We start from the raw sequence: 14,745 nt of genomic DNA on the forward strand, positions 1-14,745 counted from the left end.
CGGTTATCAATATGTTATTCCTTGTTCAGCACCTGAATAAACAGTTCCAGAAATGCCTCGTTTTCCACCTGTTCGCACACGTTCATGTTCGGGCTATGATTGAGACGATTCTGTACATCGCCCACCGTTTGTCCGTCACATATACGGCTGGAGGTTTCCACATCGACATACATTAGCGAAGTTTCCACCAGCCTCGAATTCAGCGCAACGCCTACAGCAAGCGGATCATGAAGCGCACACGCTTTTACTCCGTTACGTTCCTCATAACGCTTGGTATAAATGGCTGTGCTTTCAGCCACATAACTGCGAATCGCCGGATCGGTGAGACGGGCAATATGGTCCGTCGTCAGCAGTGCCTTCCGTGTTACATCCAGTCCCACCTGTACCAACCGCCCAAATCCGGCATGAAATACGATCCGCGCCGCTTCCGGGTCAGCATACATGTTATATTCTGCCACAGGCGTAATATTGCCGCACCCGTGAATAACACCACCCATAAAAATGACCTCATTGACATATTGCGTCAACTCTGGGCATTTCAGAAGCGCCAACGCCAGATTCGTGAGCGGCCCGGTGCAAACCAGGGTCAGTTCTCCAGGGTGAGCCATGACTGTATCAATGATGATGTCCGGCGCAAAACCTTCGGACGCCGAAATGGCAGGAACAACTCCACTCAATGCGCCCCCAATACCGTCTTCCCCATGAATACGGTGCTCATGCAATCCTTTACGGATTAATGGAGCGTCGGCCCCCCGATAAACCGGAATATCCGGTCTATCCAAAAGGTCGAGGATTTTGCATGTGTTCAATGTTGCCTGTTTAAGCGATACATTACCGCATACGGTAGTAATCGCTGTAACATCCAGTTGGCCGCTTTTGGTGGCTAATAAAATACCCAGCGCATCATCAATACCAGTATCTACATCTAATATGGCTTTTTTCATTATTGAGCAACTTCCCGGTTCCAGCGATCCGTCCATGCCTTGATATGGTCATTGACGTATTTCATATCCAGCTTGGTCAGCTTGTTTACCACATCTGCACCATACGTAATTCCTTCTGTATCCGCACCGGACAGCACCACCTGCGTATTCACCGGAGAATCAACCTTCGCCTTGGCGGACTTCTCTTGAACTTCCTTACTCAGCTGCCAGTTGATAAATTCCTCAGCCAATTCTTTTTGGTCGGAGCCTTTAACCACATTGATCGTGTTCATTACTGCATAAGCCCCTTCACTCGGCGCTACAAATTTGGCTCCAGGCACTGCTGCTTTCAAATCTTTGAAGTACATCTCCATAATCGGTCCGCCCGCGATTTCCTGCTGACTGAACATGTTGACGAACTCGGAGGTTTTGCTATAAAACTTAACGATATTCGGACTCAGTTCTTTCAGTTTCCCGAATGCCTGGTCTTCATTAAACTCTTTACTACCCGCTACCTTGGAGGCCGCGTCTACAACCATCGGTCCAGCCGTAGCCGTAATGTTCGGCAGGGTCACGTTTCCTTTGAACTCACTGCCCCACAGATCAGCCCAAGAGGTCACATTCTTTTTAACCAGCTCCGGGTTGTAAGCAATACCAAGGCGGCCAACCGTATAAGCAGGGCCATACTCCTCACCCAGCGGTGCTTTGGCAATATCATAAATTTGATTCAGGTTCGGCACCTTGCTGCGATCCAGCTTTTCAAACAAACCCTGTTGAATTCCCTGTTGGGCATAATAATCAGACAGATAAATCAGATCGACGTCTGTGCTTCCTTGACTAATTTTGTTCAACCGTTCTGCGTTATTCCCAATCTCTACTACAATATCAACGTTGTGTTCCTTCTCAAAAGGCTCATACACTTCTTTGTTAAAAAAGTCCTCGGAGAAGCCCCATGTGGAAATGATTAGCTTCTTCTTGCCATCAGCCGAGCTGCTTTTCCCATCTTCCTGACCTCCGGTAGCATTGCTGCCGCAACCTGCAAGCACAACAGATGCCAAGGTCAAAGCCATGAACCCTTTAAACCATTTTTTCATTTGAAACTCCCCCTATTTATTCATTCTGCGAACCTGATAACACAAAAAAGAAAAGTACTCTTGTAAAACAAGAATACTTTTCTTCGTAAACAAAGAATAAGCTGATCCCGCTGCGCGTTATAACAGGTTCTCCCCTCAGATAGATCCGAAGCGAAAAGCCGAATATCCAATTGTATTAGGATTCCTTCAGTATGATGTTCGTGATTGCCCACTGCGTTGCTGAATCATAGTCGCGCAGTAGAGCTTCAATATCGAGCCCCATATCCTCAATCAGCTTCTCGCGAAGTCTCTTCTTATACAGCATGGACATTCGGAAATCCACTTCCAGCTTCAAGCCGGGGGCTTCCACTTCCAATGCCGCCGAGCGTGGAGAACGCCGGTGCTTCGCAACAAAGGTAACAATGTTGTTCTCAACGGTGGCCCGCAGTAGCGTGGTGCCGAAGCCGAACAGTTCCTTTGAAATTTCGTTGTAAATCTGGCACATCCGCTTCTTGCTTTCATTACTGTCGAGCAGCGTCATGAACCCACCCTCATCAGCATATTACGTACAATCAATCTTTCAACACGATAGATTATACATAAATATATGATAAATAGCAATAAAAATCCCTAATATAATAACATATGATGCGAAAAAGCGAACAATATGTCGAACTTTGTAGAGCATTGTAGAGCTTTAGAATATTTTTGTACTTTTTTTCGGCTAAGATATCATAACCCCTGGATAGGCAAGTAACGTTAAGCCATAAATTTTACCGTTCTTCACTTTTGGTACGATGCTGAATTACATAAATAAAAGGATATTCGCCTTTGCTTATTTTACGTTTCCACTCTTGGATCATATCTTCTTGGGTAGGCGGTTTCTCGTTTACGATTGCTCCTGTAGTTTCTTTAGCCATACTCTTTACCCTCTCACGATGGATTTAGTTATTGCGTCTTTATCTTTTCTCCTGTCATTTTGATGTTACCATCCATTTCTATCAGACTTGTTTTACATTTTAAACCGATGGCATCCTTCGCTGTGACTTGTATTGTGTTACCCGCATTGAATACTAAGTTGCCGTCAGCCTTAACACGGATGTCCTTTTTACTCCGCAGTTCGATTCCATGGTCATCCAGCAGTCGAATCACCACTTCATCGTCATTCCCCGTGATTAAAATTTCATTTTTCTCAAATATAATAGCTTTGCGGTACTTAGTCATAAATATCTTCGTTGACGGGTCCTTAATAAAGTCTCCCCCTTTAGATCTCTTTCGGATCGAGTGGGTTACAATAGCGTCTTTTTCGTTATGGGTCGGAAAGTAGATATCTACAAAGTCAAAAAGCTCCGGCATGCAGTACCATCCCGTATTCCCTTCCGATGTATAAAATGTAGCAGTTGGAAAAGCAAAGGTTTCCTTAACGTTCGGCTTGACCTTATCCATTTCATAAAAGAATACCTTCACATGATCCTGTTCAATTCCAATCACTTTCGACTTCAATGATATGCCACGAATGTTCTCGTTTACAATCAGTTCCTGCTTCATTCCATCAGAGGTGGTTAGCACATATTCATGCCATAAGGAATTGTGTCGTATAAACGCAACAGACTGCAAGACGTATAAAGCTTTCCCTTTGAATTTAACCTCAGCCCCAATTTGTAGCAGGACATCTTTCGGCCCCGTCGTTTGCACTTTATAATACAAAAGATTGTCGTCTTTGCTTGCCCCTGGTTTGGTTTTTCTGGTCATAGAGTAGTTATACTGTTTCAGCTCACCTTTATGGACACCATCGGGTAATCCAAAATAAAACTGAGGGTTCTCTCCTATCGGATCAGGTATCAGTCCCCAACCAAGCCGAGACGCTATACGTTTCAGAAACGACCAGTCCGTCTCGTCGAATTGCATCGTAAATCCCTGTAAAAGCTGATCCTTTAAGCGACTGGTACAATTGGCTTTAGGATATGATTTGAGTACATGTTCAAGCAAAGCCTGTAGCTTCATTTTTACATTTTGAAAGGATTGTCTATGAGGCACTTCATCCAGCTGGCTAGTATAGGATAGGGCTTCGGCGACCAAATAAGCTACATTGGACACCAACTTGATTCTGAACTGCGTGACTAATCCCCGGAACAACACAATCTGTTTCTGATCATCATTCAGGTAAGAAACAACTAACTTAGCTCCTGCCTCCATATGATCCGTATACTCTTCCATTTGAGTGCCGGTTAACACACCCGTTAAAAAGACTTTCACATGCTCATTCATTTTCTGTACAACTTTAATTTTCGGATTTTTAAGAGATAAAACCGTTCCGTTATACTTGATGATTGGATATCCCATGTCTCTGCCCCTTTTTGTCGGTTAGTTTACGTTTATCCGTTGTTTGCTTACGTATTGAATGACATCTTTAATGGTTTGATTATGCCCCTGATCGTTGATGGCCTGATCCAATGCAGGGAGCGTGGTAAAAGTTTTATTTTTCTTTTGAAAGTAGATACCTGCTATAGGAAATGGATCAACTCTACCAGGTCCATGAATTCCGTTATCCACACTACTAATGATGATAACATCCTTTAATCCATCCTTATTCACATCCTTGAAGGCCACCGCTTCTACACCTCCGTAACGTGCGACCCACTCATGATTCCCGTAGAACTCGGGAAATGGATATATAATATGTCCTTGCTCATCTAAAAGGAAGAAAAAGAATTTACGAAGACCTTCCGGATATCCATATGTGGATACAAACCTTACTTTCCCAAAGCCTTCAAGAGTAGTTTGAAAAGACTGCGACTCTTCGACTTCATACTGGTCGGTATCCAATTTACCTTCATTTACAACGGTAGCTGGCTGATCAGCAACAGGACTTAGCTCACTCCATAATTCCTGATTTCGCTTCATATCATTTGGAATTTGTGTAAGACGAATTTCATACTCTGCATGATCCCCTACTGCATGAGCCACGGGTATACTAATTCCCAATGAATCACTTGTGAGATAACTAAACGTATCTAATCCTGAATCCTCAGCTGAACCTTTTAATAGGTCTGCATCTGTTAACCATTGATTTAACTCATCTTGAGTAAAATTACCAAGCAAATCTTTTTGTTCTGGCTCTACAGCTGTGACCTTTCCGCTTTTTATAAGCTCTAAAAAAGGTTTTTCGATCTTTACCAGATCACTCAATCTTAATCTTAAAGCCTGCTTCATATCCAAGTTGGTCGTATAGAAAATATGATTAGGATAGGCTGCGTCCTTCACATAACGAATACCCGTATATTGAACACTCAAGAACCGTTCACTTTGCCGTTTAATTTCATAATCAATCTCTACATGAGCTTCAGTACCAGAATCGACATGTTCGTGTAATCCTTTTACCGCTTCGGTCTTAAGAATTTGGTTTAAAGATTTTTGCTTTGCAGTATCCTTGAGTTTTGTAATTTGAGGGTATTTAATCACGATTCCATGTTCCGAATATTTCGCTTGAATGAGTTCGTAGCTTTGCTGTTCAATATGAGCATTTGAGCTGATGCTATGTTCAGAATCAATACAGACTTCTCCACTTCTAGAGAACTCAATGGTAATGTTCTTATCAGAATGATCACTGTTTATTAAAAAACCATCGCGGTGGTCTAAAACTCCGATACTCATGCTATCATGTTGTCGATTCTCGAAAATAATAGGCTCATTCACATCCTTGTTCAAATACCACAAATCAGGGAGCTTCATCTTATCTATTACTATTCTTTCCTGCGTCCACTTTTGCCCAGACAATTCCCACAAAGCAACAAATACTGGGGCTGGATGATATATTGAAACATATCCCCCTAACATCAACCGTATTCCGTGGTCTGAATCTCGAACCACAAAATCCGTAGTTAATTCTGGCCCATCATCGTTAAGCATCTGGGCGTGCACAAGCTGCTTCGCACTCCACCACTGAACAAATGTATATTTACCTCCGATCGTACCTGTTAGCGTATTAGGTGCTCTATAATTCACAACTCTAACGTTTAGCCGTTGATTTTTTAACTGGAACGTTTTCGTTATCACAGTAAGTTTGTTATCAAACTGTTCTGCAAATTCTCCGTCCTTCATCTCTACACTTTCTGGTTCGTTTAGCAACAAATTAAGATCCTGTGTGAAGTCCTGAAGCTTACTTTCTCTGACATCAGAATCCATATTCTCATTGCTGATTATATGAAGTGTCTCTAGCAACGTATCCAGCCTTTTCGAATAGGAAATCATTTTGGCTTCATTTTGGAGAGAAAGCGTATGATTTGTTGCTGCTTTTGAAGAATCATTTTCCTTCGTACATCCGTTCAGTACTACACAGGAAATTAGTAGTAACAGCACGTAACAAATTCGCCCGTACTTCAAGTAACTCATGCTGGATATCACGCTCTCTACAATTTATCGTTTATCTCTATACTCATAATCCTCCACTTGCCTGACTGTTTTTCTAATGTAAACGTAATTTCTTTTTTTGCTCTTTCTTCTAATGAATTATCTTTTACCAAATATACTTTTCGGTTCTCATCGCCGCTAATCTCTTCATAACTCAGGTCCAACCCCGAGTAAGATAAATATGCTAAACTGGAAAAATCGATGACATCCTCAAAATCATATGTTTGCCTTGCTGCCAGATCGGTGAGCTGGTCCATTTCAGGGAAAGGTAAGCCAAACCATTTCATAAGATAATCGACTTCCAAGTAATTTTGTATCACAGCCTTGGGATCGGTTGGATATACAAACTTTTTATTTTTATACAAAAGCTCCATTTTTTCTGGTCCTGTTCCATCATATTTTTGATAGACTACGATGGTATGCTCCTGAATGTCACTAAACTCGTAATAATCGACACTTTCAAAGACACCGTCATGATCGGTATCTTTTAACGTCCGAATCCCTTGCCCAGTAGCACTAGGAAAATCAGAATTTATACTTTTAATATGATTATTTTCCAAGGCATATATGGAGAATCCCTCGGAGTAAGCACCTCCATCGCCTATAGAGTATACAACGATAAACTTTTGATCCGTTTGATCCAGCTTCATGATTTTCACATCAGTATTTAGATGCACAACTATAACGGGGTCCTCTAGTTTAGCAATGATGTGATAGCCCGCATCCTCCCGGACTATAAATATGTTGTAAATTTCCTCTTTTTCTAATCCAAAAGCAAGCACGTATTCCAGCTTTCCATCACGGTCCAAATCTTCTTTTATTATTTTTTGAAGATGCTCATTCTTGGGTTGAATTTTCTTTATAAACTGATCTAATGTGTCAGAATCTTGCACAGTAGCTTTACTAGAATCTTTCGTTATCTCAGGACTAACAATAGTTGGTGTAGCTGATTTAGGAGCAATACTTTTTACCTCAACCTCTTTATTCACACCACAACCACTGAAAATTAAAATGACTAAAACAAGTACAAATAACTTTTTATTAATCACACTTCCCCTTCTTTCAAATTTCCTATTTTTATAATAACTCGATTATTTTGATGAAGCCTGTGTAGGTTCAGGGCAAGCAGCTGCAGGCATATTTTTATATACGGGTATCCTAAAAGTAAGAGGTGCGTCCACAGTTTTAAGACCCTTGGAAAAACGATCCGATTTTATATATGCATCCATAATATTGGTAGCATACTGCTTACTAATAGTTCCATTGTTCCTGAAGGAATTTACATTCCACTTTAGGCTATAAAGAGTATCTTGCCCTTTTTGAATATAATTTTCATTAATCCATTTACCTCCGCCGATTATTGCACTATCGACAGAATTCCAGTTCTCTGACTTAGCTTTTTTTGCACCATTTTTGAGTGCATTCCCATCGTTTGCACCAATGCCATACATGTTGTACCAACCGATATATTCCGGGACCTGTCCCTTTCCTAAAGTTGAAGTTCCGCCTCCCGATTCAACCATGGCCTTTGCCGCTAAAAATACTGCACTCGCCTCATTGCCGCCTGCCTTTAGAAATACATCCCCTTTATTAGCCAAACTTTTGCTTAGCACTTTATTAACAGCCTCTTTATTTTGGGTGTTCTTATCATACTTTCCGGACAAAAATTGGAATACACGAGACTCGGTAAGAAAATTACGAGGATCTAAATAATATGAAACTGCCTTAGGAGAAGCAGCATTATATCCTCTATCATATTTAAACTTTGGATCCCTCCAAGACGGTGAGTATCCATATTTGCTCACTTCAGTGCATACCAATCCATTTTTCATTTCTGCCTTGAGAAAACTATTAAAATCTACATTAGTTTCTTCCGCTATAAAACGCCAGGAGGGATGCTGCTTGTGTAATTTTAATAGTGCAGGCCTGTATGATTCCGGGAACTTAGAAAGCTCAGCTTCAAAACTATCATTTTCTGATTTATCAGAAGGTACCTGTGCAGGTTTAGAATCATCCTTCTTAGGTGGTTCTTTAGTGCTCGTATCGATCAGGCCCAACTTCTCGCGAATGGCTCGTCCCGCCTTCTCAGCGGCTAACTTTTGCTTGATATTTCCGCTTGCCTCAGCAGCCATCCAGCGGACGCTTTCTTTTTGCATCTGCTCTTGAGCCCACTTGGGGAACGTGGCCATTTCACGTAACTTGCTTCGAAGTCCCTCTGCCAGCTTTTGCGCTTTACGCATCCCGACCTCGTCGCCGTTTGCTTTAGCGATATACCAATCCTCCTTGTATTTACGCATCCAGGTTTGGGCCCAGTCAGGATAATTCAGTTTTTGTTTCTTTTGTTCTGCCGCAAGATCAAAAGCCTTTGCTTTCCTGTGTGCATTAGCGGTTGTTAAAGCTTTCAACATAGGTGTTGCACCAAACGTTGGTTCTTTCCATTTCATATGCCTTCTCCTTTTTTTAAGAATACTTAGAAGAATCGTATCTCCGACATACATGTATCGTGATATTTGCTTCCTTTCTCTACTGCCTCAATCGTTATTTTCACAAATGAGGTGTGAACGGGATTATCAATAAATTCGTTTCTCATAAAATGGTTATCTATCATCATGGTCTGTCCATTTGAGAACTCTAGTTTCATTCGCTTAACTCTATTATTTGCTTGGAAAGTATCAGATGACTTAGCCAAGCCATTTATGAGTTCGAAACCTTTCAATTCTTGCACAGAACCAAAATCAATCTTAATCCACTCCCCAATCCCGTCTCCCTTAGCCCCTTCACACCATGCTGTACTCGCATCTCCATCCATAATGTTACGGGCAGCATAGGAATTTCCTGCTTGGTCAGAAAGCGTAGAAGATGCGCTAATCTTCTTTGCCGGGATACTTTTCCGATATTTCACCAAATCCGTTGTAGTCTGTACCCATTGTGTAGGAACGGTGGGAAATCCTATCCGATGCATGATATCAGGATATTTTATAAGCAGACCTGTTTGAGTATCACGTTGTTCTACTTCTCCCGACGAGTTCAAATAAGCGATTATTCGGCTATCCAATGTTAAAACAGGAGCTTCAGAGGTCTTTGCCAACAACCTCCTATGATCATTCTTTAAATCCAAAATATACGTCTGGTTAGAATTATTGTTGGTATAGACCAGTAGGTCGTTCTGAAGCCATTCTTTAACCTGTATATTCTCTTGTCCCATGCTGATTCGTTTGATTTCTTTATTATTCAGTAGATCAAAAATGATTAAGTTATTATTACCATCCTGAATACAGAGCTTCTTGCTATCTGGAGAAAAATGATCATAAAGAGCAGAATCATTCGTACCTTTATGGCTCAAAATATTGAGCTTTTTAGTAAGTCGTTCCTGAATACTGTATTGATAAAAGGCCCCATTCTTTGTATAAATACATCTACTTAAATCAGGGGATACCACAGCATAGTAACTATTTGGTATATTGAACTGATATATTTTCTTAGACGTGGATAAGTCATAGATTAGGAAGGCGCTGTAATCCAAATAGTTTGTTTCTCTGTATAAAACTATGGCTTTGCCATCATCAGAGATTCGGTGTATCTCCAGTTCACTTTTAGGAAAACTCTCCTTATTATTTGCATATAACTCATCTATAATGTCATCTAAAACAATATAGGTATTACCTGTGGAGTCTTCCATATCCGCCAAATAGTCTAAAGACTCGCTATCATTTTCACCTTGGAGCCACATCCAATTTATTTGTTTTTTATTCTGTGTTGGTTTTACTACCTGATCTGTATTAATTTTATTGTATTCGCTCGATGTTATACTATTATTATGTTGAACACAGCCATATAAAATTGAAAACGCCAAACAACATATTATTGTTGTTTTTCTCACCCAATCCCTACCTCCTAATACTTCTTTCCATTTCATTGCTTCTACTATTTCTTTCTGTCTTTTCGATCAATTATGGTCAGCCCCTGAATTGATGTATTAGGTTCTTCTGTTAAAGAATGTTTCACCACTCCTAGCACAATAAGAAATTGTGTAAACTCGTCTTTATGGATCGTAATACAACCAATTGAAGTTTTATTAGGCAACCGATCTTCGTTAAAACCCTTGTGAATGTTGATACCAGTTGCATTATGGGGCTTCTTGTTTTTACCTTTCGTAGAAGGTACTACTCCTCCATTTCTAACGCGTAACGCTGGATACCTCTTTTTCAGATCATTAATCTTGTGCCATCCACCCACAAATTCATATACCCCATCATTTACCGTGGCATCCTCATTTTCATAATCTGGAAGTGTACTTGCATTATTGCTTGTATATTTAATTTCGCCGTCTATCACCACAATTGCCATCGCTCCATACCGACCTTCCGGGTGATCTTCTTGTTTATGACTATAAGAGCCGTCTCCTTCAAAGAAGAACACAAGTGGTGCCTTGCGGTTCGAAGAAAGCTTCTTTTGAATAATACTGTTATTGGTGTAATCATTTACTCTATACAGAGCTTGAGCCTGATTACCTTTTATGCCTTTATTACTTATATAATTTTCAATCTTTTTCACTGCTACTAATCCATCTTTATAATCCTTAGGATTTAATGGCTTCGGTTCTTCCTTCGTCGGCTTTTCAGGAGTAATCGGCGTCTTCTTGCCCGGTTCCGTTTTCGTTGTTGGAACAGTCGGCGTTGCAGCCTTATTAACCTTAGGCCATGGAAGAATGCCGTTGGCTACTTGATGCAGATACACTGCGAGCACATCACGGCCATAGCCCTTATTCTCCAGACCGTATTTTTTCGCAAAATCTTGCAGTGCCGCGTTAAGCTCCTTATCCCAATCGCCTGTTGTTGGAAGCTTGTACGAGAAGCTGTCTGGATACTTCTTGGCAAGCTTGTTCAAATTCTCTCTCGCAAGCTGGCTGTTCACGCCATACTTACTCCGCAGGGCGGCGGCTTCCTTGGCTATGGCCTTTTGATCAGCAACAGTCAGCTTATGAGCCGCATCTGCGTATTGTCCAGATAGTTCTTCTAGCCGGTTCGCATCGAGATAGGAGTTAGCTGAATGCCCACGAATCAGCTCGTTGATTAGCACATTGTCACGCAGTTGGTTGGCGAGAAGATGCATCTGCTTTTGCTTGGCTTTGTCATTTGCGCCGTGCGCTTCCCACCACTGGGACGTGTATTCATGCATTTGCGCTCTGGCCCAGGCAGGCATACGATCTATTTCTGCCACCTGCTGACGTAATTGCTTGGCCTTGGCTGCTGCTTCCTTGGCACCCTTCTTGTCACCTGCTGCCACGGCTTTGTAATAGTCCTTTTTAAAATGAAGCAGCAAATCCTGCACCCATTGCGGATATCCCTTTCCCTTCAATTCTTGAATCAGGGATTTATAGGCTTTCAGTTCTGCATCAGGCACCTGGTTTTTCATGAGCTTACTGGCCTTGATATGAAGCGTTCCATCGGTTCGGATATAGCTGGTTTTGCACGTCAGAGATATTTCGCGAGTAGCGGTCATCTGTACCTTTTTGCCATGCAGCACCAAGTCTGTATCGGCGTGAAAGGTAAGATCGTGATGACTATACACGTGAATACCGGAAGCAGGATTTAAGCGTACAAGTATCTTTTCTTTCTGGGTGGAGAGAGCTACTTCTTTATCATCGAATCTCGCCACTTTTTGAGTTTTGGTATGAAACAGCTTTCTTGACGGCTTGCTGATTTCATCTCCTTTGTAGTCTCTCTTACGCAGGGATTGAACCACGCGAGCTTCCTGCTCTTTGTTGGACGGAAAATATAAATGGACATGATCCCCAAGCTCGGGCATGCAGTGCCAACCGATTCCACCACCGGTATACAAGGTGGGGTAAGAAAACCAGCAACCCCCAGCTTTGGACTGCAAAGAATCCACGGACAAGTGAAGTTTAACCGACTCTCCTTCACCATCTAAATCAATGACTTTCCCTTCAATGGAGGCACCTTGTATGAGTTGATTATATATAACCTCCCTCGGAATGCCTGCTTCCGGAACGAGGAAGTAGTCGTATGTCATAAGACCTTGCTTCATCTCTGCATGAATCTGATCGATAACCCAATGCTTTCGTTGAAACACGACGACATCTCCAAGTTCAAAACGTTTCGTATCCTCCACTTCAGCATATGTATACTGGGGGCCTGATTTTGTTTTTTGGAGGGAAAAGTTAATGCTACGCAGTTCACCTTTCACCTGATCTTTCGATGTACCCAGCCATAATCTCGGAAACTTTGATGTAATCTCGGCAATCAGTCCAGTTTGCAGATGAGAGGCCATTCTTTTTAGAAACTCCCAATCACTCTCCCCATACTGAATCGAAAAGCCGTCCAGCTTTTTATCGCTGTCCGTCAGGTCAATAAAATCCCCGTGTGGATAAGCATCTATGAGTTCGCGGAACAATTGGTAATACGTCAAGCTGCTGTCTTGAAACGAACGGTTTTTCCGTTGTTGATCCATCAAATACGTAAAAGAGGCAGCCTCTATGTACATGTGATATACACCATTTTTGAATCCAATGCTAATATTGGTGACTATTCCTTTAAAAATACTAACGGTCCCTCGATCTTCATCCGTCTCATATACCTCCAGCACATCCTCATCATGTGCTAAACCGTCATACTTAGCATGATCCTCATCCGGTATGAGAGCAGTGATATACACCTTGCCGTGCTCATTCACCTTCTGCGTCAATTCAAAGTCCAGCAGCCGGACAATATCATACGGTGCATTTACCCTAATATTCCCATACGTCAGTACAGTTCCTGCCAGTCCCATCTTACTCCCCCCATTTGTCTTAACATGTGATGTCACTTCTTACAATCAGTAGCTATTCCTGTCCGTCTGTCGTGAATGAAATTTTTCCACACCACATGCATAAGTTCGTGGAGCAGCTCATAAGAGCCGGAGATTGGTCTACGTATACATCCTTCTTTCCATTCAACCAAGGCATAGATACGCTCGGTTTGCAGGGCTGCGGAATGATTTTTCCGCAATTACCTTTGTTTGCAGAAGAAACTGCAGGATTATGCATACTACGGCACATTCCGAATGAAGGGATATGAGTCTGTGGGTGAAAATCCTGAATATTCCCCTGCAATTTATCACCAATGCTAATCCCTCTGTTAGCTGAAACACTAAACCTTCCTGTATGGCTTCCATAGTTACACTGTATCTGTGCTCCATCCACTACATAGCTCTCACTCATTCTTGGACTCTCCTTTGCATAAATGGCCCCTCTGTATCAACCTTCTGTAATTTCAAGCCTGCCAGATCGAACTTTAAAATACATTCAGCCACATCAAGATCCACAATGATATGATGATTGGCATCCTGAACCCTGAATATCTTATGATTCTCCACTGCATATTCATCTAAAATGATTTTCCTCAGTGTACCGTCCCTATGATATTCACTAAGTGGTGATAAACACGTAAGGCTAGGCGGATTAGCCAGCCAATACCTCGTTTGCTGCATTCGCTGCATATCGGCAAAAACAACCAACTTCCAGCTTAATCCGGCTTGATATATATCAAAGATTTCCTTTAGCTGCTCTGAAACTATGGATACCGGATGCTCAATAAAATCGATATAGTCTGCATCACCTGAAACATAAAATTGTAAAATGGAATCCTCCGCGCTGGCTGCCCACTCCAAGAGCTGGCTACGATTCATCTCTTCGGAATGCATATACTCTGTAATACGGTTATCCTGTTGAATCATGTAATATTCCATATGCTGCTGAATACACCGCCTCACTGATTCCTTTATACTCCCCTATTCTTACTTCCAAATCATCTTCGCACCTCAAAGCCCTGAATTCTGGTGTTTGTATAGCCAATGGAATAGCTTCCTTAGCTAATCTCAAAACATATTCATGAAATTTCTCCGCAACCTGAAGTGCAAAGCGCTCAACATCAGGCTGAATAACCTTATTCATATAGGGTTTTCGGAGCTGATTCAATTCATCCTCCAGTTCTCCCAGATAGCTAAATGCCCATCCTGCATCATAGGTTCCATAACAAGGTTGAGGATCAAAGAACCAATTTTTATCATAGGCTTCGATGACATAGTTATAGTTTCGATCCATCAGATACGTGCGCCTCATTGAATAGGTAATGTATCCAATCCTTGTCTTGGCCACTTCTGTAGAATTGGCTTGCAGGCAGATCAATTGAAAGGATTGAATAAAAGATAAGATGAGCTCGTCTTTTCTTTGCTCATACAAAGACATTACTTGGTGTAATTTCTGATTCAGCACATCTTCTGCATAGGTCTTTTGAAAGTGTTCTAGTGCTTCCAGTCTATTCATAATCCCACCTCTGAAC

General features: G+C 41.7%; 13 protein-coding genes. All 13 read right to left on the reverse strand.

From position 1 onward, the window contains the following. Positions 1-14: 14 nt before the first annotated feature. Positions 15-944: a nucleoside hydrolase gene (locus ABIA61_RS15015; RefSeq protein WP_404580943.1), complete on the reverse strand. Its 930-nt coding sequence runs from the start codon at positions 942-944 to the stop codon at positions 15-17. Further along, positions 944-2,017, reverse strand: coding sequence for an ABC transporter substrate-binding protein (locus ABIA61_RS15020; RefSeq protein WP_404580944.1), 1,074 nt, complete (start codon positions 2,015-2,017; stop codon positions 944-946). Before ABIA61_RS15020 ends, ABIA61_RS15015 begins: the two co-directional genes overlap by 1 nt. A 175-nt stretch (positions 2,018-2,192) precedes the next feature. Then, positions 2,193-2,537 (reverse strand): hypothetical protein, encoded by a 345-nt coding sequence (locus ABIA61_RS15025; protein ID WP_014278613.1) that lies wholly within the window; start codon positions 2,535-2,537, stop codon positions 2,193-2,195. Positions 2,538-2,769: 232 nt separating this feature from the next. Next, positions 2,770-2,916: a hypothetical protein gene (locus ABIA61_RS15030; RefSeq protein ID WP_283653707.1), complete on the reverse strand. Its 147-nt coding sequence runs from the start codon at positions 2,914-2,916 to the stop codon at positions 2,770-2,772. 28 nt (positions 2,917-2,944) lie between these two features. Continuing rightward, positions 2,945-4,339, reverse strand: coding sequence for a hypothetical protein (locus ABIA61_RS15035; protein WP_283653708.1), 1,395 nt, complete (start codon positions 4,337-4,339; stop codon positions 2,945-2,947). 21 nt (positions 4,340-4,360) lie between these two features. Next, positions 4,361-6,388 (reverse strand): polysaccharide deacetylase family protein, encoded by a 2,028-nt coding sequence (locus ABIA61_RS15040; RefSeq protein ID WP_404580945.1) that lies wholly within the window; start codon positions 6,386-6,388, stop codon positions 4,361-4,363. A 17-nt stretch (positions 6,389-6,405) separates the two neighbouring features. Further along, on the reverse strand, positions 6,406-7,455 hold the full coding sequence (locus ABIA61_RS15045; protein WP_404580946.1) for a hypothetical protein: 1,050 nt from the start codon (positions 7,453-7,455) through the stop codon (positions 6,406-6,408). A 42-nt stretch (positions 7,456-7,497) separates the two neighbouring features. Further along, complete coding sequence (locus tag ABIA61_RS15050) at positions 7,498-8,850, reverse strand: N-acetylglucosaminidase (protein WP_283653712.1); 1,353 nt, start codon at positions 8,848-8,850, stop codon at positions 7,498-7,500. Positions 8,851-8,876: 26 nt separating this feature from the next. Beyond that, a complete protein-coding gene (locus ABIA61_RS15055) occupies positions 8,877-10,286 on the reverse strand; it encodes an NADase-type glycan-binding domain-containing protein (protein ID WP_404519364.1) in 1,410 nt (469 codons plus the stop codon). A 44-nt stretch (positions 10,287-10,330) separates the two neighbouring features. Next, positions 10,331-13,195, reverse strand: coding sequence for a phage baseplate assembly protein V (locus ABIA61_RS15060; RefSeq protein ID WP_404580947.1), 2,865 nt, complete (start codon positions 13,193-13,195; stop codon positions 10,331-10,333). Positions 13,196-13,247: 52 nt separating this feature from the next. Then, positions 13,248-13,625, reverse strand: coding sequence for a DUF4280 domain-containing protein (locus ABIA61_RS15065; RefSeq protein WP_283653715.1), 378 nt, complete (start codon positions 13,623-13,625; stop codon positions 13,248-13,250). Further along, entirely contained in the window at positions 13,622-14,140 is a 519-nt protein-coding gene (locus ABIA61_RS15070) for a hypothetical protein (protein ID WP_404580948.1), read from the reverse strand. The genes ABIA61_RS15065 and ABIA61_RS15070 overlap by 4 nt, the downstream gene beginning before the upstream one ends. Further along, positions 14,124-14,729 carry a hypothetical protein gene (locus tag ABIA61_RS15075; RefSeq protein ID WP_404580949.1) on the reverse strand — a complete coding sequence of 202 codons (606 nt, stop codon included), beginning with the start codon at positions 14,727-14,729 and terminating at the stop codon, positions 14,124-14,126. The genes ABIA61_RS15070 and ABIA61_RS15075 overlap by 17 nt, the downstream gene beginning before the upstream one ends. Positions 14,730-14,745: the final 16 nt, after the last annotated feature.

The sequence above is a fragment of the Paenibacillus sp. RC21 genome (assembly GCF_044907935.1).
In the GTDB taxonomy this organism is placed as follows: domain Bacteria; phylum Bacillota; class Bacilli; order Paenibacillales; family Paenibacillaceae; genus Paenibacillus; species Paenibacillus terrae_A.